This window comes from Kitasatospora sp. GAS1066B (genome assembly GCF_041262605.1).
Lineage (GTDB): Bacteria > Actinomycetota > Actinomycetes > Streptomycetales > Streptomycetaceae > Kitasatospora.
Genome location: NZ_JBGCCO010000032.1, coordinates 1 through 21,335, shown reverse-complemented (window position 1 = coordinate 21,335; position 21,335 = coordinate 1). Strand labels below are relative to the sequence as shown.

General features: G+C 71.7%; 12 protein-coding genes and 1 pseudogene. 7 read left to right on the top strand and 6 right to left on the bottom strand.

The annotated features are described in order from the left end of the window. Window positions 1-773 precede the first annotated feature (773 nt). Window positions 774-1,214, top strand: a pseudogene (locus ABH937_RS29845) (universal stress protein); the annotation flags it as partial. Between the two features lie 1,581 nt (window positions 1,215-2,795). On the opposite strand, the gene ABH937_RS29840 reads toward ABH937_RS29845, so the two are convergent. Further along, complete coding sequence (locus ABH937_RS29840) at window positions 2,796-3,986, bottom strand: acyl-CoA dehydrogenase family protein (protein ID WP_370220063.1); 1,191 nt, start codon at window positions 3,984-3,986, stop codon at window positions 2,796-2,798. Here ABH937_RS29840 and ABH937_RS29835 point away from each other — a divergent pair. Then, complete coding sequence (locus ABH937_RS29835) at window positions 3,975-4,175, top strand: hypothetical protein (protein ID WP_370220062.1); 201 nt, start codon at window positions 3,975-3,977, stop codon at window positions 4,173-4,175. The two genes, ABH937_RS29840 and ABH937_RS29835, sit on opposite strands and share 12 nt — an antisense overlap. 15 nt (window positions 4,176-4,190) lie before the next feature. On the opposite strand, the gene ABH937_RS29830 is transcribed toward ABH937_RS29835, so the two are convergent. The 3 genes from ABH937_RS29830 to ABH937_RS29820 all read right to left on the bottom strand — a co-directional run bounded on the left by ABH937_RS29830 (window position 4,191) and on the right by ABH937_RS29820 (window position 9,730). Further along, entirely contained in the window at window positions 4,191-5,342 is a 1,152-nt protein-coding gene (locus tag ABH937_RS29830; RefSeq protein WP_370220061.1) for a hydroxymethylglutaryl-CoA lyase, read from the bottom strand. Continuing rightward, window positions 5,339-7,738 carry a biotin carboxylase N-terminal domain-containing protein gene (locus ABH937_RS29825; protein ID WP_370220060.1) on the bottom strand — a complete coding sequence of 800 codons (2,400 nt, stop codon included), beginning with the start codon at window positions 7,736-7,738 and terminating at the stop codon, window positions 5,339-5,341. The genes ABH937_RS29830 and ABH937_RS29825 overlap by 4 nt, the downstream gene beginning before the upstream one ends. Before the next feature lie 192 nt (window positions 7,739-7,930). After that, window positions 7,931-9,730 carry a carboxyl transferase domain-containing protein gene (locus ABH937_RS29820; RefSeq protein ID WP_370220059.1) on the bottom strand — a complete coding sequence of 600 codons (1,800 nt, stop codon included), beginning with the start codon at window positions 9,728-9,730 and terminating at the stop codon, window positions 7,931-7,933. A gap of 128 nt (window positions 9,731-9,858) precedes the next feature. Here ABH937_RS29820 and ABH937_RS29815 point away from each other — a divergent pair, with 128 nt between their 5' ends. The 3 genes from ABH937_RS29815 (at window position 9,859) to ABH937_RS29805 (ending at window position 16,547) form a co-directional block, all read left to right on the top strand. Further along, window positions 9,859-10,521, top strand: coding sequence for a TetR/AcrR family transcriptional regulator (locus ABH937_RS29815; protein WP_280692691.1), 663 nt, complete (start codon window positions 9,859-9,861; stop codon window positions 10,519-10,521). A gap of 329 nt (window positions 10,522-10,850) precedes the next feature. Next, window positions 10,851-14,819 carry an ABC transporter transmembrane domain-containing protein gene (locus ABH937_RS29810; RefSeq protein ID WP_370220058.1) on the top strand — a complete coding sequence of 1,323 codons (3,969 nt, stop codon included), beginning with the start codon at window positions 10,851-10,853 and terminating at the stop codon, window positions 14,817-14,819. A gap of 222 nt (window positions 14,820-15,041) precedes the next feature. Further along, entirely contained in the window at window positions 15,042-16,547 is a 1,506-nt protein-coding gene (locus tag ABH937_RS29805; RefSeq protein WP_370220057.1) for an MFS transporter, read from the top strand. A 51-nt stretch (window positions 16,548-16,598) separates the two neighbouring features. On the opposite strand, the gene ABH937_RS29800 is transcribed toward ABH937_RS29805, so the two are convergent. Both ABH937_RS29800 and ABH937_RS29795 read right to left on the bottom strand, forming a co-directional pair. Then, on the bottom strand, window positions 16,599-17,579 hold the full coding sequence (locus tag ABH937_RS29800; RefSeq protein ID WP_280692697.1) for an ATP-grasp domain-containing protein: 981 nt from the start codon (window positions 17,577-17,579) through the stop codon (window positions 16,599-16,601). 198 nt (window positions 17,580-17,777) lie between these two features. Beyond that, window positions 17,778-18,821 (bottom strand): hypothetical protein, encoded by a 1,044-nt coding sequence (locus ABH937_RS29795; RefSeq protein ID WP_370220056.1) that lies wholly within the window; start codon window positions 18,819-18,821, stop codon window positions 17,778-17,780. Window positions 18,822-19,140: 319 nt separating this feature from the next. On the opposite strand from ABH937_RS29795, the gene ABH937_RS29790 reads away from it, so the two are divergent. Together ABH937_RS29790 and ABH937_RS29785 are read left to right on the top strand one after the other, a co-directional pair. Beyond that, entirely contained in the window at window positions 19,141-20,127 is a 987-nt protein-coding gene (locus ABH937_RS29790) for an LD-carboxypeptidase (RefSeq protein ID WP_370220055.1), read from the top strand. Between the two features lie 63 nt (window positions 20,128-20,190). Then, window positions 20,191-20,880: a nucleoside/nucleotide kinase family protein gene (locus ABH937_RS29785; protein ID WP_370220054.1), complete on the top strand. Its 690-nt coding sequence runs from the start codon at window positions 20,191-20,193 to the stop codon at window positions 20,878-20,880. Window positions 20,881-21,335: the final 455 nt, after the last annotated feature.

The following is a 21,335-nucleotide window of genomic DNA, read 5'->3' as shown; positions in this document are numbered from 1 at the left end:
CCTGCCGCGTTGCGGTCGCCTTCCTGTCTGCGGCGCCGTTCTGCTCCAGCTGTCGTCCCACGGCTGCCTCTGGTGTCACAGGAGTCCTATGGAGCCCCACGGGTATCTGAACTTCGCGAGTCCGGTGTGTGGCCGACCTGTTGCATCGACAGACTCCGTCAGGCAAGCTCCAGGGAACCGCGAGCAGGCGGGGCGTGATCTCGCCGTTACGGGGCGCGCACCGATAACCTCGCGCCGCCGCCATTAGCGGGATCGTTGTCGTACTTAGCCGCAAAGGCTGGGCGGCTGCGTCCGCCCGTCGTACTCTGAAAGGAACAGGTCACTTACGGTGCTGCTCGGCCTCAACCGACTACGTGCCAATGAATGGCCTGCCGCCTGGGCAGCGCTGTCCTTCCTGTCGGCCCATCTCACTCGAAGAGTCGCGATTCATGGCCGGTTTTGAGTCTCCCCGATCCACGGACCCGTTCCGCATTCCCGGCGCCGCGGATTTCTCCGCCACGGATTCGCAGCCCGATTCCGAGCGGTCCCAGCAAGCAGGGCATGAATCGCGGTCGCCGCGATCACCGCAGTCAGTTACCGGCGGCGCAAAGGTGCGCCGGGGTTGGCCCAAGCCACGGCAGCGTCGCGAGGAGTCGGCAGCCGCTGCGGCGGGCGATTCGGATGGTGCCGGCACCGCAGCAGGTGCCGGCAAGGATGGTGGAGGCGACGTGAAGTCCCGGCACTCCAAGCAGCCTGCCTCGCTCGGCGACCAGGCTCCCGGCGTCCAGCCCGATGCGGTCCGGTCGTGTGACCCGGCGTTCCAGCATGGCGTGGTGGTCGGCTTCGACGGTTCGCTGTCCAGTGAACGGGCGCTCGCCTACGCGGTGGGCATGGCCCGCCGCTCCCGGTGCGGCCTGGTCATCGTGCACGTGGCCAACCGTCTGCCCGCGACGGTCTGGGCGGGCTGTGAACCCCCCGTCTTCGTCGACATGCCCGACCACCGCAGCGAGATCATGGGCCTGGAACTGGCCTGCGCGGACTTCCTCGCCGGGGTCCCGTGGATCCTGATCGAGCGCGGGGGCGACATCTGCCACGAGATCGAGGAGGTCGGCAAGGAGTACGCCGCCGACGCGATCGTGGTCGGCACCACACGCGGCCTGCTCGGGCGCCTCTTCGGCTCGGTGGCCGGCCGGCTCGCCCGCCGGGCCAACCGCCCGGTGATCGTGATCCCCTGAAGCAGGGTCAACTGAAGCAGGGTCAACTGGAGCACGGTCGACTGGGGTGGAGACCAGGTTCGAGGTAGGCGCGGCCGTGGGCGAATGCGGCGGGCAGAACATTCGAACGGCGGTCATTCGAAGCACATGGGATGCGGCGGCCTCGGCGCCGCCGTTACACCGGGTGTGCCGCCAGGCGCTGTTGGTCCTCGACCCTGGCCGTTCCGGCTACGCCGCTCTCTCTGGGCGCAGCCGTCACCCTGGCGCCCTCGGCATCCTCGATCCGCCGACGACGGGCACGGTGGCCGACCCCTTAACTCCTGGGTGCCGCACCGGACTACGGCGGACCGGCCAATGGTTCCTCCGCCCACTCGCCAGCGCAGTACGCCATCGCAGGAGAGCAGACCACGACGGCTCCGGCCCAAGCCCAAGCCAAGCCCCCGCCGGCCCCGCCGTCCTGTCAGCCTCAGGGGCCCCGCCAGCAACGGGACATCCCGGGCCCCTCGGTTCTCCGGCGGGCCGATGTCTCCAAGTCGACTCTGACATTGAGTCAACTTCTCAAAAGACCAGCCGATATTCAGCCAATCTGCATCCGTCTTCTATCTTTCCCATTTCCGCCACCTACTTCATCGCCTTCTCCGCCCGCTCGCGGTCCTCGCGCTTGCGCGCGGCATCGTTCCACGACGCGAGGCGCCAGAGTCGGTGCTCGCCCTGGTCAGTTCCCGGGTGTAGTCGCCGGTTCCGAGTCGCCTGCCTGAGGACTCCACCGGGCCTCGGCCGCACTACCCGACGCTGACGGACAGTCAGTCACTGCACCCCTGGCGCCCAGTCGAGCCCACAACCAACGGCACCTCGCCAGCGGATCGTCAGGACAACGCCGCGCCAGCCCATGCCCCAGCCGCCGACCAGCGCGGGCGGAGGACAACGGCAGCTCGGCCACTGGAGACGCAGAACCCACTACCGGTGCCAAGCCGGCCGCTGATCCCGGCGCGGTGTCAGTGGTGACCCGGCAGCCGCTGCGGCGGGCCCACGCGGCTCCCTGTCACGCCTCACCAGCGTGGACACGGGCACGGAGGCATCATGCGCCGGCGATCGATGCCAGCACGCCCCTGGAGTCTGGCCCGCTCCTCGCATACACCCACTCATACGAGGGGGCGCCCAATCCACCGGCGCAAGCGCTCGCCCCTGCAGCGATCCTCGGTCTCTCTTCACACATCGCACCGCCCAGCTGTACGCCCGGGGCCTCGCGCCGCACGCTGCTCAGCCGCCCTACCCGAAGCGCTATCCGTGGCTCTGGTCGCCAGGAGCAACGCACCGACTCCCGTGGCACGTTGGGCTCACTCCCGGGGCATGGTGGGCTCACGCCCGGGCTTCCACACGTTGGTGACATCAATACCCGCGCTGGCCGGCCTCAGCTCCCGCCCAGCGGCGTCCGCCCTGGCCTTGACCGACCTTGATCGGCCTTGACCGGATGGAGAGCGTGCGGCTGGTGGAGAGGCCTCGCCCAAATTGCCCTCTGCCAGGGCGCTCTGGCAGAGAACAGCTCGGGGCGGCGACCGTCCACCATCTCTCGTGTCTTCGCCAGCAGTTGAGTGACGACAGTCAGGAAGTCATGCCCAACTCCCGCGCGATCAGCATCCGCTGGACCTCGGAGGTGCCCTCCCCGATCTCCAGGATCTTGCTGTCGCGCCAGAAACGGGCGACGGGGTACTCGTTCATGAAGCCGTAGCCGCCGTGGATCTGGGTGGCCTCGCGGGCGTTGTCGACCGCGGCTTCGGAGGAGTAGAGCTTCGCGATGGCGGCCTCCTTCTTGAAGGGTTCGGCGAGCAGCAGCCGGGAGGCCGCGTCCCGCCAGGCGAGGCGTGAGAGGTGCGCGCGCATCTCCATGTCGGAGATCTTGAACTGGATGGCCTGGTTGGCCCCGATCGGGCGCCCGAAGGCGCGCCGGGTGGCTGCGTACTGGAGTGACTGGTCAACGCAGCCCTGGGCCAGACCGGTGGACAGGGCCGCGATGGCGATGCGGCCCTCGTCGAGGATCCGCAGGAACTGGGCGAAGCCGCGGCCGCGCTGGCCGAGCAGGTTGGCTTCGGGAACTCGGCAGTCGGTGAAGGACAGTTCGCGGGTGTCGGAGGCGTTCCACCCGACCTTGGAGTACTTCTTCGACACCTGGAACCCGGGGGTGCCGACAGGCACGATGATGGACGAGATCTCCCGCTTCGACGAGCCTTCTCCCCCGTCTTCACTCGAACGAGCGATCGGTTCGGTCAGTGCGGTGACGGTGACCAGACCGGTGATGTCGGTGCCGGAGTTGGTGATGAAGCACTTCGTGCCGTTGATCACCCACTCGCGGGTGGTCTCGTCGAACCGGGCGGTGGTCCGGGTGGCACCGGCGTCCGAGCCGCCCTCGGGCTCGGTCAGGCCGAAAGCCCCGAGCATCTCACCGGAGGCGAGCCGGGGCAGCCACTCCCGCTTCTGCTCCTCGGTGCCGAAGCGGAAGATCGGCATCGCGCCGAGCGACACGCCGGCCTCCAGGGTGATGGCCACCGAGGAGTCCACCCGGGCGAGTTCCTCCAGCGCGAGGCAGAGCGCGAAGTAGTCGCCGCCCATGCCGCCGTACTCCTCCGGGAACGGCAGGCCGAACAGGCCCATCCGTCCCATCTCCTTGACGATCTCGTACGGGAACTCCTCCCGCTCGTAGAACTCGCCGATCGTCGGGGCGACCACGTCGTTGGCGAACTCGGCGACCGTGCGGCGCAGTTCCTCGTACTCGGAATCCAGGCGGTGGTCGAGCATCTGATCCTCCAGTGGTTCGCCCGGGCGAGTGATCCGGGCGCAGAGTGGTGCGGATGGCAGTACGGAGGCGACCGGCGCATGCGGGTGGCGCGCACCGGTTCGCGGTTGCAGGGCGCGCCGACCGTGTGCTGTCAGCGCTCTCCTGTGATGACGATCGATCAGTTCGACGTGGCATCGTCATTCCAGTGATGCCAATCGGTCCGGTCACCGGGTAGCGGCGGTACTCCCGGTCGGGCCTACCAGCGCCTGCACCGCGCGGGACGGGCTGGGACGGCCGAGCTTCCCGGCCAGCCAGGCACTGGTCGCCGCCAGCGCGGCGAGATCCACGCCGGTCTCGATGCCCAGGCCGTGCAGCATCCAGACCAGGTCCTCGGTGGCGAGGTTGCCGGTGGCACTCTTCGCGTAGGGGCAGCCGCCGAGTCCGCCGGCGGAGGAGTCGACGACGGTCACCCCGTGGCGCAGCGCGGTGAGCGTGTTGGACAGTGCCTGTCCGTAGGTGTCGTGGAAGTGGACGGCGAGCTGTCCCACTGGCACCCCGGCCCGCTCGAACGCGGCGAGCAGTCCGGCCACCTGGCCCGGCGTCGCGACGCCGATGGTGTCCCCGAGGCTCAACTCCGCGCAGCCCAACTCGATCAGCCGCAGTCCGGCCTCGACGACCTGCTCGGGCGCGACCGGGCCCTCCCACGGGTCGCCGAAGCACATCGAGAGGTAGCCGCGCACGGTCAGGCCCTGCTCGGTCGCCCGCCCGACCACCGGACGGAACATCTCCAGCACCTCGGCCACCGAGCGGTTGAGGTTGCGCTGGGCGAACGTCTCGGTGGCGCTGGCGAAGACGGCGATCTCGTCGGCGCCGTGCGCGAGCGCGCGGTCCAGGCCGCGCTCGTTGGGGACCAGCACCGGGAGCCGGAGCCCGGGGTACTGCCCGCGAAGCTCGGCCAGTTGGGGCATCAACTGCTCGGCGTCGGCCAACTGGGGGACCCACTTGGGGTGCACGAAGCTGGTCGCCTCGACGGTCCGCAACCCGGCGGCGGCGAGCCGCGCGATGAACTCGGCCTTCACCTCGACCGGGACCAGCGCGCTCTCGTTCTGCAGCCCGTCGCGGGCACCTACCTCGTGGATCCGCACCCGCGCCGGCAACGTCGGATCCCTGACCACGTCGGGCAGACCCAGCTCCAGGACCCCGGGCTCGTGGGCCGGGGCCCGGCCGCTGTCCGTCAGCGGTGCGGCCGCAGCGCTCGCGGCAGTCGCACCGCTCGAACCGCTCGAACCGCTCGCGGTAGTCGCACCGCTCGCACGGTCGCTGCCGCTCGCGTCGCGCATGTCGTGGACCTTGCTCGAGCTCTGATCGGTCGTCATGAAGGCACCTCCGCAGTGTCGTCGGCGGCGGCCGTTTCCTCCGGAAGGACGACCGCGAGGAGCTGCTCCATCGCGACGGTGCTGCCCGCGCTGGCATGCAGCTCGCTGACCACGCCGTCATGCGGCGCGGAGATCACGTGTTCCATCTTCATGGCCTCCAGCACCAGGAGCGGCTGGCCGCGCCGGACCAGGTCGCCGACTGCGGCCTTGACCACGGTGACCGTGCCCGGCATCGGCGCGGTGAGCGCGCCGTGGTGGGCACCGCCGACCGAACTGCGGTCGGTCACCGGGTCGTAGGGGTGCACCGCCCAGCTGTCACCGTCGATCCCGAGCCAGAGCACCGGTCCGCCGCCGGGAGCCGCCGGTGAGTTGTCAGTGGCGTGTGCGAACGTGATGCGCAGGCCGTCGAGTGTGAGGGCGAGATCGGTGGCGCCGACCGCGGCGCGGGCCCGACGGATCGGACCTTCACCCAGACGGACCAGCAGATCAGAGGAGACCGTTGACGGATTGTCAGTCGCCTCAATTACGGTGTCAGCACTGACCGGTCGTACCAGAACCGACACCGGGTCCTGCCCGGCGACCCGGAGCCGGTGAGTCGTCCAAGCCGGTTCGCCGGACAGCCGCCAACCAGAAGGGAGCGCGAAGGGATCGGTCCAGCCGTCGGAGGCGGCGGCGGGAACGAGCCAGTGGTGCCGCACGAGTGCCGCGGCGATCAGCACCGCATCCGGTGCCGCAGGCGCGGGCGTGAGCCCGTGGCCGGAGGCGGCGGCATCAGAGGCGGAAGCCACCGAGTCCGCTGAGTCCACCGACTGCTTCGGGCTCCCGAGTCCAGAGTCCTGCACGGAGTTGTGGCGGCCCTGGTCGGCCAGCAGTTCGGGGTGCTGCTGGACGGCCCGCTCGACCAGACCGGTGTCGAGTCGACCGGCCACCACATCAGGGTGAGCGAGCAGCCGGCGCAGGAAGCCGGCGTTGGTGGTCACACCCAGCAGCTTGGTGTCCGCGAGCGCGTTGCGCAGTCGCAGCAGCGCCGTCTCGCGGTCCGGGCCATAGGCGATGACCTTGCCGAGCATCGGGTCGTAGGCGCTGGTGACCTCGGTGCCCGCAGTGAGGCCGGAGTCCACCCGGATGCCCTCGCCGTACGGCTCGTTCAGTACCAGGATCCGACCGCCGGTCGGCAGGAAGTCCCGTGCGGGGTCTTCCGCGCAGATCCGGGCCTCGATGGCGTGACCGAGAAAGGAGATGTCCGTCTGGGCGAACGACAACGACTCACCTGCGGCGACCCGCAGTTGCCACTCGACCAGGTCGAGCCGCTCGGCGGCCGGTGCCCAGCCGGCGGACGGCCCGTCCGCGGTCGAGCGGGTGACCGCGACCGCCAACTCGGTTACCGGGTGCTCCACCTGGAGACGGGTGTTCATCTCCATGAAGAAGAACTCGCGTACGCCGGCCGCGCCCTGACCGAACCCAGCAGGTTCGCCGGACCCTGCGGCCTGGCCGGTGCCCGCAGCCTGCCCGGTGCCTGCAGACACCTGGTCCGGGTCGTCGCCGGGCACGATGAACTCCACCGTGCCGGCGCCGGTGTAGCCGCAGGCCTCGGCGGCCCGGACGGCGGCGGCCCCCATCGCCGCCCTGGTCCGCTCGTCCAACAGAACGGAGGGAGCCTCTTCGATCAGCTTCTGATGACGGCGTTGCAGACTGCACTCCCGCTCGCCGAGGTGCACCGTGGTCCCGTGGGCGTCCGCGAGCACCTGCACCTCGATGTGCCGGGGGCGGTCCACCCAGCGCTCCAGCAACAGGGTGTCGTCACCGAAGGCGGTGCGGGCCACCCGGCGGGCCGCGGCCAGCTCGGTGGGCAGCTCGGCGGGGTCGCGGACCAGCCGCATCCCCTTGCCGCCACCACCGGCCGACGGCTTGATCAGCACTGGGTAGCCGATCTCCTCGGCCGCGTGGATCAGATCCTCGTCGCTCGTCGCCCCGGCGCGGCTGCCGGGCACCACGGGGACGCCGACCACGCGGACGGCTTCCTTGGCGTTGATCTTGTCGCCCATCAGCTCGACCGCCTCGGCGGGCGGGCCGATGAAGACCAGGCCGGCTTCGGCGCAGGCACGCGCGAAGCCGGGGTTCTCGGCAAGGAAGCCGTAGCCGGGGTGGATGGCCTGGGCGCCGGTGCGCAGCGCTGCGGCGATGATCTGATCGCCTCTGAGGTAGGTCTCGGTGGCGCTGCTGTCGCTGCGGTCGGCCGGTCCGAGCCGTACGGCGGTGTCGGCCTCGCGGACGTGCCTGGCATCGGCGTCGGCGTCACTGTAGACGGCGACCGACCGGATGCTGAGCCGCCGCAGTGTGCGGATCACCCGCACGGCGATCTCGCCGCGGTTGGCGACCAGGACGGTGTCGAACATGGGAGGCGTTCCTCCGTGACGAGGGAGTGGTGCGACAGAGACGATCTGAAGGATCAAGAGGACCAGGAGGCGGTGTCGGTCGAGGGCCGGCGGCCCTCGACCGTGTCACGCGCGAACCGGCTCACGGCCGGGCCCACAACGGGGGCTCACAACGCAGGCCCACAACTGGCGGACAACGGGCTCACCTCCGGCCTACATCCGGAACACGCCGTACGGTGCCGGCGGCGCGAGCGGGGCGTTGGCACACGCGGTCAGCGCGAGGCCGACCACTGTCCGGGTGTCCATGGGGTCGATCACGCCGTCGTCCCAGAGCCGAGCGGTGGCGTAGTACGCGTTGCCCTGACGCTCGTACTGCTCGCGGACGGGGCGCTTGAACTCCTCCTCCGCCGCGGTGGCCCACTCCTCGCCGCGCGCCTCGAACTGGTCGCGGCGGACGGTGGCGAGGACGGAGGCGGCCTGCTCGCCGCCCATCACCGAGATCTTGGCGCCCGGCCACATCCACAGGAAGCGAGGTGAGTAGGCCCGGCCGCACATCGAGTAGTTGCCGGCTCCGTACGAGCCGCCGATCACCACGGTCAGCTTCGGCACCCGGGTGCAGGCGACCGCCGTCACCATCTTCGCGCCGTGCTTGGCGATGCCGCCCGCCTCGTACTGCCGGCCGACCATGAAGCCGGTGATGTTCTGCAGGAAGAGCAACGGGATACCGCGCTGGTCGCACAGCTCGATGAAGTGCGCGCCCTTGAGCGCGGACTCGGCGAAGAGCACGCCGTTGTTGGCGACGATGCCGACCGGGTGCCCGTGGATCCGGGCGAACCCGGTGACCAGCGTGGCGCCGTACTCGGCCTTGAACTCGGCGAAGCGGCTGCCGTCGACCAGCCGGGCGATCACCTCGCGGACGTCGTACGGGGTGCGCGGGTCCACCGGGACCGCCCCGTACAGCTCGGCCGGGTCGACCGCGGGCGGCTCGACGGGGGCGAGCGGCCACGGCTGGGCCGAGCGCGGGCCGAGGCCGGCCACGATGGTGCGCACGATGTCGAGGGCGTGCGCATCGTCCTCGGCCAGATGGTCCGTCACCCCGGAGGTGCGGGAGTGCAGTTCGCCGCCACCGAGCTCCTCGGCGGTGACCACCTCACCGGTCGCCGCCTTCACCAGCGGCGGACCGCCCAGGAAGATGGTGCCCTGGTTGCGGACGATCACCGCCTGGTCGCTCATCGCCGGGACGTAGGCGCCGCCCGCCGTGCACGAGCCGAGCACGGCGGCGATCTGCGGGATCCCGGCGCCGGAGAGCCGGGCCTGGTTGTAGAAGATCCGGCCGAAGTGGTCGCGGTCGGGGAACACCTCGTCCTGCATCGGCAGGAACGCACCGCCCGAGTCCACCAGGTACACGCAGGGCAGCCGGTTCTCCAGGGCCACCTCCTGCGCCCGCAGGTGCTTCTTCACCGTCATCGGGTAGTAGGTGCCGCCCTTGACGGTGGCGTCGTTGGCGACCACCACCACCTCGCGGCCGGCCACCCGGCCGATCCCGGCGATCACTCCGGCCGCCGGGGCCGCGCCGTCGTAGAGACCGTCGGCGGCCAGCGGGCAGAGCTCCAGGAACGGCGAGCCCGGGTCGAGCAGGGTGTCCACCCGATCGCGGGGGAGCAGCTTGCCGCGCGCGGTGTGCCGCTCGCGGGCCTTGGCGCCACCGCCGAGCGCGGCGGTGTTCAGCTTGGCGCGCAGCTCCGCGACCAGGGCCTGGTGCGCCTCGGTGTTCGACCGGAAGACGGCGGAACCGGAGTCGACCGCAGAGCGCAGCCGGGGCGCCGGGGCCGCCGTGGCGGCGGCCGACACGGGTCGACCGCCAGCGGCGCCCGACAGCGGGCCGGGCCACGAGCCGGCCGGCGGACCGAACGGTGCGGAACCGGCCGCACCTGCGCCGGTCGCGGCTGCTCCCGTGGTGCCGGCGGCCTCCCATGGGTGCTGGGGGGTGAAGCCGGGGGTCGACAGGGCCATTCCAAGAGCTCCTTGCTCCAGGAACCAGCGGTCGCGGCGGCCGGTAGGCCCGACGCCCGCAGGTTAATGGTGGTTAACTCCTGCGGTCAGGTTAACCACCGATAACCGCCCTGTCTACGATGGGATTCATGTCGAACGTTCCTGCCGCCCCCGCGACCCCCCGCCGCGACCAGATCCGCCGGGAAGCGGCTCGGCTCTTCGCCGCGCGCGGATTCCTGGGCGTCGGAGTGGACGAGATCGGCAAGGCGGTGGGCATCAGCGGCCCCGGGCTCTACCGGCACTTCTCCGGCAAGGACGCCATGCTCGCCGACCTGCTGGTCGGGATCAGCGAGCGGCTGCTGGACGAGGGTCGCCGCCGGGCCGGGACGGCGGGCGGACCGCAGGCCGCGCTCGACGCGTTGATCAGCGGGCATGTCGACTTCGCGCTGGACGACCCCGACCTGATCACGCTGCACGATCGCGAGCTGCTCCACCTCAAGGAGGAGGACCGCCGCCGGGTCCGCCGGCTGCAGCGCGGTTACGTCGAGCTCTGGGTGGAAGTCGTCCGGGCCGCGTTTCCCGAGCTGGCCGAGACCGAGGCCGAGTCGGCTGCGCGGGCGGCCGTGCACGCGGTGTTCGGGCTGCTCAACTCCACTCCGCACAGCATCGGCCTGCGCTCGACCGGCCCGGGGAAGTCGACCGGCGACCGGGCGGTCCTGCTGCCGCGCCCGGAGATGGCGGCCCTGCTGCACCGGCTGGCCCACGGCGCCTTCACGGCGGCCGCGGACGGCTGGGCGCCGGCGCAGGCCTAGGGCCTGCCCGGCAAGATCCGCCGGACAGGCCTTGGCGGAAGCGGCGGCCCGGCCCGTGCCCAGCCGCTGGTCCTACGCCTCCCTCCCCGCCATCGCCTGCGCCCCTCGCCCGGTGCCGGCGTGTGCGCGAGCGCGGCCTACCCGATGAGACGTAGGACGAGCGCCCCCGTCTCATCCGCCGTACGACCGGTGCGCCCCCGGCCTCCGATGTTGCAGCCTGAAGGGGAAGGAAAAACGACCGCAGGCTGTTGATTCGTGCCAGGTCAGTCAGTTGGCAGTGCCGGTACGTCGTGGACGACCGCCTCACGAAATGGTTAGTATCCCTAAATATGCCTGAGACTCACGGCTCCACCAGGGAGATACCCGCGGCGAACGTCGCCACCCCCGCGAGGCCCGGGTCCACCGCGACCCTCACCGCACCCAATCCCCCAGCGTCGGGCACCTCGGACAGCGCCGACGCTGCCGCCACCGTGGCCGAGACCGGCTGGCTGCGCCGGCTGTCCGGTTACTGCTGGCGCTACCGGCGCAACTTCCTGCTCTCCTTCGGCGCCTCACTCGGTGGCATGGCGGTCACCGCGCTCGTTCCGCTGGTCACCAAGCTGATCATCGACGACGTGATCACCACCCACACCCGCGCCCTCATGCCGTGGGCGGTCACGCTCATCCTCGGCGCCGTCCTGGTCTTCGGCTTCACCCAGATCCGCCGATACACCGCCGGCCAGCTCGCCCTCGACGTCCAGCAGGATCTGCGCGCCGACCTGTTCCATTCGCTCACCCGCCTCGACGGGGCGAAGCTGGACCGCCTCGACACCGGCCAGGTGGTCAGCCGCGCCACCTCCGACCTCCAGCTGGTGCACGGCCTGCTCTCGATGCTGCCGATGATGACCGGCAACCTGCTGCTCTTCGCGATGTCGATCGCCGTGATGCTCTGGCTCTCGCTGCCGCTGACCGTGATCGCACTGGTGATGGGCCCGGTGCTGTGGTGGATCGCGACGCTGAGCCGCAAGCGGCTCTTCCCCGCGACCTGGGTCGCCCAGCAGGAGGCCGCGGCGGTGGCCGGCGTGGTCGACGCGGCGATCGGCGGCGTGCGGGTGGTCAAGGGCTTCGGCCAGGAGGCCCAGGAGCTCGACAAGCTGGAGGAGGCCTCGCGGACCCTGTACGGCGCGCGGCTGCGCGCGATCCGGCTCAACAGCCGCTTCACCCCGGCCCTGCAGGCGATCCCCGCGCTCGGGCAGGTCGCGGTGCTGGCGCTCGGCGGCTGGCTGGCCGTGGACGGCCAGGTCACCCTCGGCACCTTCGTCGCCTTCTCCACCTACGTGGCCCAGATGACCGGCCCGGTCCGCATGCTGACCATGGTGCTGACGGTCGGCCAGCAGGCCCGCGCCGGTGTCGAGCGGGTCTTCGAGCTGATCGACGAGCGACCGGAGGTGACCGAGGTGCCCGGCGCCGGCCCGCTGCGGCCGGTCGCGGGCGCCCCGGCCCTGGAGTTCGAGCAGGTCGAGTTCCACTACCCGGATCAGGACCGGGACCGGGCCCAGACCTCGACGAACGCCGAGGCCCCCACCGCCGGGACCAGCGCCCATCCCGCTCAAGCCCCCGCCCCCGTACTGCACGGCCTCGACCTCCAGGTCGCCCCGGGCGAGACGTTGGCGCTGGTCGGTACGTCCGGCTCGGGCAAGTCCACGCTCGCGCAGCTGATCCCCAGGTTCTACGACCCGACCGCCGGCACCATCCGGCTCTACGGCCAGGACCTGCGCGAGGTCACCGTCGACTCGATCCGCGCCCTGGTCGGCATCGTGCCCGAGGACAGCTTCCTCTTCTCCGACACGGTGCGCTCCAACATCGCCTACGGGCGCCCGGCCGCCACCGAGCAGGAGGTCGAGGCGGCCGCCCGCGCGGCCCAGGCCGACGGGTTCATCCGCGACCTGCCGCACGGCTACGAGACCAAGGTGGGGGAGCAGGGCCTGACCCTCTCGGGCGGCCAGCGCCAGCGGATCGCGCTGGCCCGCGCCATCCTCGCCGACCCGCAGGTGCTGCTGCTCGACGACGCGACCTCGGCGGTCGACCCGCAGATCGAGGCCGAGATCCACGAGGCGCTGCGCACCGTGATGGTCGGCCGGACCACCGTGCTGATCGCCCACCGCCGCTCCACCCTGCAACTCGCGGACCGGATCGCCGTGCTCGATCACGGCCGGCTGCTCGACCTCGGTACCCACGACGAGTTGGTGGCCCGCTGTCGCCAGTACCGCGCGCTGATCACCGACCCGGAGGCGCTGGCCGGCCACACAGCGGCCGCCGAGCCGGGCGGTCCGACCATCCCAACCACCTCAGCCATCCCCACCACCCAGCAGAGCCCGACCCCGGCCGCCTCCCCCGCGCCCACCCGCCGAACCGCCGCCCGCCCCGCCACCGGCCGCGCCGCGGACCCCGCGCTGCTCGCCCAGGTCGCGGCGCTCGGCCCGGCCACCGACATTCCGGACGTCCCGCTCGCCGCAGCGGCGGCCGGCGACCCGGACTTCTCGCTCGGGCGCCTGCTCAAGCCCTTCCGCGGCTTCCTGGCGCTGGCCTTCCTGCTGCTCGCACTGGACGCGGCGGCCGGCCTGGTGGTCCCGATCCTGATCCGGCACGGCATCGACGACGGTGTCTCCAAGGGCGTGATGGCCGGCATCACCGTGGCCTCGCTGCTCGCGCTGCTGGTGGTCCTGCTCGACTGGCTGGTGCAGAGTGCCGAGACCAAGGTCAGCGGCCGCACCGGCGAGCGGGTGCTCTACACGCTGCGGCTGAAGATCTTCGCCCACCTCAACCGGCTCGGCCTGGACTACTACGAGCGCGAGCTGTCCGGCCGGATCATGACCCGGATGACCACCGACGTCGACGCGCTGTCCAGCTTCCTGCAGACCGGCGTGGTCACTTCGGTGGTCAGCCTGCTGACCTTCTTCGGCATCTTCGCGGCACTGCTGATCATCGATGTCGGCCTGGGGCTGACGGTCTTCACCGTGCTCCCGCTGCTGGCCGTGGCCACCGTGGTGTTCCGCCGGAAGTCGGTACGGCAGTACGAGGCCTCGCGCGAGCTGATCAGCACGGTCAACGCGGACCTGCAGGAGAACGTCGCGGGGATGCGGATCGTCCAGGCGTTCCGTCGCGAGGACGACACCAGGGCGCGCTTCGTCCAGCGGGGCCGTGCCTACCGCGACGCTCGCGCCCGGGCGCAGCTGTACATATCGCTCTACTTCCCGTTCGTCCAGTTCCTCTCCAGCGTCGCCGCTGCCCTGGTGCTGATCTCCGGCGCCTCCCGGGTGAACGCCGGCACGCTCACGGTCGGTGCGCTGGTCGCCTACCTGCTGTACATCGACCTGTTCTTCGCTCCGGTGAACCAGCTGTCACAGATCTTCGACGGTTACCAGCAGGCGGCCGTGGGCCTGGGCCGGATCCGTCAGCTGCTGCGGACCCCGACCAGCACTCCCGAGGCCGCCGACCCGGTGCCGGCCGAGCGGCTGCGCGGCGAGATCCACTTCGACGGCGTCGGCTTCGCCTACAACGGCGGCGGCGAGGACAGCCCCGAGGTGCTCAGCGGCATCGACCTGCGGATCCCGGCCGGCCAGACGGTGGCGCTGGTCGGTGAGACCGGCGCCGGCAAGTCCACCCTGGTCAAGCTGGTCGCCCGGTTCTACGACGCGACCGCCGGCACGGTGCGTATCGACGGCACCGACGTGACCCGCTACCGCCTGGCGGACTACCGTCACCGGCTCGGTGTGGTGCCGCAGGAGGCCTACCTGTTCGCCGGCACGGTCCGGGACGCGATCGCCTACGGCCGGCCCGAGGCGAGTGACGAGCAGGTCGAGGCAGCCGCCCGGGCGGTCGGCGCACACCAGATGATCACCACGCTGTCCGGTGGCTACCAGCACGAGGTGGCCGGCCGCGGCCGCAATCTGTCGGCGGGTCAGCGGCAGCTGATCGCGCTCGCCCGGGCCGAACTGGTGGACCCGGACATCCTGCTGCTCGACGAAGCCACCGCGGCCCTCGACCTGGCCACCGAGCTGGCCGTCAACCACGCCTCCGACCGGCTGCGCGACGGCCGCCCCGACCGCCCGGGTGGCCGCACCACCCTGGTCATCGCGCACCGGCTGACCACCGCGGAGCGCGCGGACCGGGTGGTCGTGCTGGACCACGGCAAGGTGGTGGAGGACGGTACCCACGCCGAGCTGCTCAAGGCTGACGGGGCGTACGCCCGGCTCTGGCGCGCGTTTGTCGCCGAGGGCCACCGTCGCGAGCCGGTCCCGGCGGAAGTGACGGGCTGAATCGACCGATCGGCCTAATCGACTTCCTGTGCAGCTCTCGCGTAAAGGGTCGTTCGAGGACGGACCGATTTCGAGCGTGAGCCAACTAGGTTGACTCAGGGCCATCGGGGCGCCACCTGGTACAGGGGTGGCGCCCCGAGCTGGTAGACAAGCGGGGCGACCGCGCGGACCGCGGTAACGCGACCTCCCCCCGTACCACCCTCAGGTCGAGAGGCCCTGCCCATGTCTTCGCGCGCCCGCGAGGCGGGGCGCAGCACTGCGCACCACACTCCACCCTCCTTCACCGGCCCCGCCGGTACTCCTGGCCCGGCCAGCACCCCCGATGCCCCCGGTCCTGCCGAGCAAGTCGCCACCGCCACGGTCAGCACCGTCGCCACGGTCACCGCCGCTGCCGCCATCGGTGCTGGCCGCACCCTCGCCATGACGCCGCACGTGCCACTGGTGCCGCTGGCCGCCCTGTTCACGGTCGGCTACCTGCCGGCCTGCCTGGTCCCCACCATCGCCACCCGCCTGATCGGCGACTTCGGCCTGACGGCCACTCAGGCCGGCTCGGTCGGCAGCGCGTTGCTGCTCGCCTCGGCCGCCGCCGGTATCGCCCTGGCCGGCCGCGTCGCCGCGATCGGCCCGGCCCGCCTGGCCCGCGCCGGACTGACCTTGCTCACCTGTGGATTCACCCTCGCCGCCGTCGCGCCCGACGGGGCGGTGCCGCTGCTGGTGGCCGGCTGCCTGCTCGGCGGCCTCGGCGCCGGAACGGCTTCCGCCGTGGCGGGAACGGGCGTGGCGGCCGCAGCCGATCCGCACCGCGCCTCGGTGCTCGCCCTGCTGGTCACCTCGGCCGTCGCGGCCGGCCTCTACCTGCTGCTGCCCCGGCTGGGCGATTCGCACGCCATGCCGTTCCTGGCGCTCGCGGCGCTCGGGCCGCTGGCCCGACCACTGCTGGCCTCGCTGCCCGGCAGCACGACGACCGGCCCCGCGCTCCAACCCGGACCGACCTCCGCACCCGCATCGGTACCCGCACCCCCACCCACTGCCGCCTGCGGGCTGCCGCACCGCGCCGCCGGTCTGCTGCTGGCCGCGACCACGGTGTTCTGGGCGGTCGCGCAGAACGCGCTCTGGGGCGTCAGCGGGCAGATCGGGTTGCACCAGGTCGGTTTCTCGGAGCGCGAGCTCGGTCTGGTCTTCGCGGTGGCCCTGGCCGGTGGGTTGTTCGGTGTCCTGGCCTCTGCGGCGCTCGGCAACCGGATCGGCCGGGCGCTGCCGCTCGGCCTCGGCACCGCGGCGATCGCGGGCTGCGTCGCGGTGAGCGCCGCCGCCCGCTCGGCGACGGGATTCGCCGGCGGCGAGGTGCTCTGGAACGCGCTGTACCCGCTCGTGTTGACGTACCTGATCGGGCTGGCGGCCGAGCTGGACCCGGCCGGGCGGTGGACCGTCCTGGTCGGCTCGGCCTCCGCCTTCGGCGTCGCGTGCGGGCCGCTGACCGGTGCGACGCTGCTCGTCGACCTCGGCTGCCCACGGCTGGCGGCGGTGCTCGGTGGCACGCTGCTGCTCACCGCCGGGCCGCTGGTGCTGCTGGCTCGCGCCTTCGGGACGCCGCCGGGCCCACCGGCCGCGGCGGTCCCGCTTCCCACCCCGCGCAGCCCCGATCCGTGCACGCCGGACCCGTGCACGACGGATCCGAGCACTCCCGAGCCGCGCCCGCCCGATCCGGTGGCGGCCAGTGCCGCGTGACGGACGGTCGGCCAAGGTGGCGCGAGCGTCGCCGGTCCGCCGGCGGGCGGCTCAGGTGGAGATCAACGAGGAGAGCAGCCCGGACACCTCCGTGCCGCGCGGCAGGTCGCTCACCTGCCCGTCCCCGACCTCGACCACCATCCACCCGCTGCCATCGGCGAGCAGCGCGAGGTCGGTGGTGACGAACCGGCAGCCCAGAGCGCGGACCAGCGAACGCACCTGGGTCAGGTCGGGGGCCGGGAACACCTCGGGGGTGTCGGGGTGCGGCCCGGTCAGCACGGGCTCGCCGTCCACCCACCAGACCCGCGCCTCGGCCGCCCGCCCGGGGATGGCGGCGGCCGTCGTCATCTTGGCCCCGGCCCCGCCTCTGGCGCGGGCGCCGACGCCGGTTCTGCTGCCGACCGCGTCCCGGACCCGCCCTCCACCGGTCGCCGCCGGCGCGGCGAAGGCGTGGAACCGCCGCAGCACCACACCGCCGGCCAGGAACTCGCCCTGCAACTCGACGAAGCGGTCCACCACCCGGGCCACCGCCGGCAGGTCGGCGAGGTCGGGGACGAAGCAGGCCTCGTGCCACTCGTCCTTGCGGGACTTCACATAGTCCTTGACGATGGCAGGTCCGTGCCCGCCCAACCGGGCCACCGCCTCGGCCAGTTCGGCCGGGCCGTGTTCGGCGGCCAGCCAGACGCTGTCCGGCGTGGCGCCCTCGAAGGTGCTGTACCAGCCGGGCAGTTCATGGGCGACGGCGTAGGCAGCCGCGCTGGTCAGCAGGTTGCAGCCGCGATCCGCGAGGGCGTCCACGAAGGCCGCGTACGCCGCGACCGGCAGCATCCAACCGCGATACCAGGCCGGACCGATCCTGGCGGGGACCCGGCGAACGGCCTCGGCGGGGTCCCCGGCGAGCAGCGCGTCGTGGTCGACCAACGCGGTCTCGCCGCCCAGCCCGCGGACCAGCTGGGCCTCGTAGGAGTAGTGCGGGTCGACGCGCCGGGGATTCAGCGGATCCTGCGGCAACAGGATGGTCGGGGCTGGCATGGGCCACAGGGTAGCGGCGGACCACGCTCCGGTCCGTGGCTTTGACCGCTCCGCGCGTCGGGCGCGCGCGGTCACCGGCGCGCTGAGGAGTGCGTCGGGAGCACGGAAGGGCGCGGCAGCGCGAGCGAGCGGCGGTGACTGCGCCGCTCGCGCTGTTCCGCGCCCCGAGCCCTAGCAGTGCCCGGGCCCGCCGACGGCTCAGCCGCGCCGGCGCCGACCGCCCCCGTGATCAGGGGTCACCTGCCACTCCCGGGGGCGCAGTTCGCGGTCGTGCAGCGCATCGAAGTTGATCAGCACGGTCAACTCGGCTCGGCCGAGCTCCTCATAGCTCAACCCGGTGGCGGCAAGAAGTAACTCGGTCGGCACCGAGATCGCGATCGACGGACGCCAGGATGGCAGCACGGCCAGCGTGGTGCCCCGGCCGACCCGGATCAGCTGCGCGGTGACCCGGCGAAAGCGCTGCTCTGCCGCCCGCCCGACCGATCCCGGCACCGCCCGGCGACCGCCGATCAGGATGCCCAGCGGTGGCTCGGGTGCCGTGGACACCCCGACCGCCTCGCTGCCGGCTGTCTCGTTGCCGACCGCTCCACTGTCGACCGCCGCACTGCCGACCGCTCCACTGTCGACCGCCGCACTGCCGACCGCTGCGGCGGGGCCTGCCGCCGCGACGGCCTCCGGGCTCGCCGCACGGGACTCGACGGTGTCCGCTGACCCGGGCCGGAGCACTGTCCGCCGTGCCGGTGCCGGCCGGCGGATCCTCGGGCGTGGGCGGGCCGGCGACGGCCGCCAGGTGTCATCGATCCCGGTCGCGCCCTCGCCCGAGTCCGGACTTGTCCGGTCGCCGTACTCCGGTGCCGGCTGACCGTCAGTCAGTGCCTCCACCAGGCCGTCCCGCGGCGCCGGCACGTCCCCCGCGGGTCCGATGGTGGTCGACCGGGCCGGCCGCTCGGCCGTCGGGTCGGCCCCGGCCAGCGCCAGCAGTTGCTCGACCTCGGCCACCGACTGGTGGCTGGCCGTCGCCAAGTCCAGGAGCTCGGCGCCCTGCTCGTAGGCGGTCCGCAGCCGCGAGGCCAACCCTGCGCGGAGGTTGGCGGTCGTCGCGGCGCCAGGGTCACGGGGCACCGGATCCGCCGCGTTCGCCGGCTCGCCGGCCCTCGGCGGGCAGACCTGCGGCAACTCGGCCGTCGTCTCACCGGCCGGGCGTTGGTTCGGTGTGTCCATCGGTATGAACGACGAGCTCATCGGTGAGGTCCTCCGGTGTACAGTCCGCCCGAATCCTGCCGTACCGGAGGGGGAACGTCCATGGGATCGCGCAACGAACCACAGGTGTCCTGCGGACCTCCAGCGGGTGGAACCCGCTGCAGACAGGCAGATGTTCGCCAAGTACCTTTCCAATGACGAAAACTGACAATCAGTTGATGATATGGCTCATAGAACTCTCATCTGTGCGTGACTCTTTGACCAGTGAAGAGTGTCGGTAGGACGACAATGTGATCAGAAGGCGCGACCGCCCGGCGCCCGGCCCACGTGGCCGGCCCCTGCTCACCTGGAGGACGGACAGATGACCACGCCCACCCCGCCGGCGCCCGCCGCGACCGTGCCATCCGCCCCGCAGACCCTGACCCGCCCCCGAAGGCTCGCCCCCGGCGATCGGGTGGCCGTGATCGCCCCCAGCGGCCCGATCGACGCGACCCGACTCGAGGCAGGCTGTGCCATCCTGCGCTCCTGGGGCCTGGAACCGGTGGTCGCGCCGCACGTGCTGGACGTCCACCCCCGCCTGGGCTACCTCGCGGGTTCCGACGAGGACCGCGCCGGCGACTTCCGGCAGGCCTGGCTCGACCCCACGATCGCGGCCGTCATCTGCGCCCGCGGCGGCTACGGCGCCCAACTCCTCTGTGACCTGCTCGACTGGGATGAGCTGCGTGCCGCCCCGCCCAAGCTGCTGATCGGATTCAGCGATGTGACGGCGCTGCACGAACAGCTGGCCATCCGCCTCGGCCTGGCCTCGCTCTACGGACCGATGGGTGCGGGCAGTTCCTTCGTGGGTGACCCCGCCACCAGCGAGCACCTGCGCCGCACCCTCTTCGACCCGGCCGGCGTCACCACGCTGACCGGCCCGCAGGCCGGTCCGCTGGTTCCCGGCCGCGCGCACGGGATCACGGCCGGCGGCTGTGCCTCCGTTCTGGCCACCGAATGCGGCACTCCGGCTGCCCGCCCCTCCTTCGCCGGCACGATCCTGCTGCTGGAGGACGTCAGCGAGCAGCCCTACCGGATCGACCGCATCCTGAGCCAGCTGTTGCGCTCCGGTGCTCTGGACGGCGTGAGCGGGGTGGCGCTCGGCTCCTGGGAGGCGTGCGGTCCCGCGGACCGGATCCGCGATGTCATCCTGGAGCGCCTGGGCCCGCTCGGCGTTCCGATCCTCTGGGAGCTGGGTTTCGGCCACAGCCCGTCCACCCTGACCGTCCCGCTCGGCGTGCCCGCCGTCCTGGACGCCGATGCCGGCACGCTCACCCTGGAAGTTCCGGCGCTGGCCGACCGAACCGAATGACGAGCGACGCAGGACATCGAAGCAACGAAGAACAGACAGATGAAGCAAGAAGTCGAGCAACGAATGACGAACGTGCACCAGCCCGGCCTCAGCCCGATCGACCAGCCCGCCGACCTGGTCGCCCAACTGCTCGCCACCCTGCGCACCGCCCGCTTCGGCGGGCGGATGCTCCTCGGCGTCACCGGTGCCCCCGCCGCCGGCAAGTCGACCTTGGCGCGCCACCTGGTCACCGAGGTGAACCGCGCCCAGGGCCCGGGTACCGCCGCCTACGTCCCGATGGACGGCTTCCACCTCTCCAATGCCCAGCTCGACCGCCTAGGCCTGCGCCACCGCAAGGGAGCGCCGCCGACCTTCGACGTGCGCGGCTACCTGGCCCTGCTGGAGCGGCTCGCCACCGATCGCTTCCACGACATCTATGTGCCCGACTTCGACCGCACCCTTGACGAGCCCGTCGCCGCTCGCCACCTGGTCACTCCCGGCACCCGCCTTGTCGTCACCGAGGGCAACTACCTCGCCGCCGACGCACCCGACTGGTCCCAAGCCCGCTCGCTGCTCGGCGAGCTCTGGTTCCTGGACGCCGAGGACGAGGTCCGCGCCGACCGGCTGATCAGCCGGCACGAGGACGGCGGCCAGGCCCGCCGCGCTGCCGAGGCGCGGGTCGCCGCCAACGACCAGCCCAATGGTGAGTACGTGAAGCTGAGCCGCGCTCGCTGCACTCGGACCGTCCGGCTCGCCGATTTGCCGCAGCTCTGAGCCGGGAGTAAGGTTTTCTAGTCGCTCGGCTGGGAGCACCGGACACGCGTCTGCGCGGACGGTCCCGGAGCGGCCACTCCTTGAAACACCACCCTCGGCAAGATCGTCGATCGCTGACGTGTCGCTTTTTGCGCCTTACAGCGATGGGCTTGTTTTGCCGTGCCGGTAATTCGGTGAGTGCGGCCGGATTCGCTTTTCGGAGCGGGGCTGGGCTAAAGTTCAACACGTCGGACGGGCCGTCAGGTCCAGTACGGCGAAGGCCTCCTGAGGCCGAAGCGGTGCGGAAGACCTGGTAAGGTTGGAAACACCGAGAGCGAGTCGGGAAACGCCGGAAGGCGGGTCTGATAAGCTCGAAGAGAAGAAAGAACGAAGCGCCCGGAGGGGTCACGGAAGTGGCTGCGAAGGAAGTGTCCGTTCCTTGAGAACTCAACAGCGTGCCAAAAGTCAACGCCAGA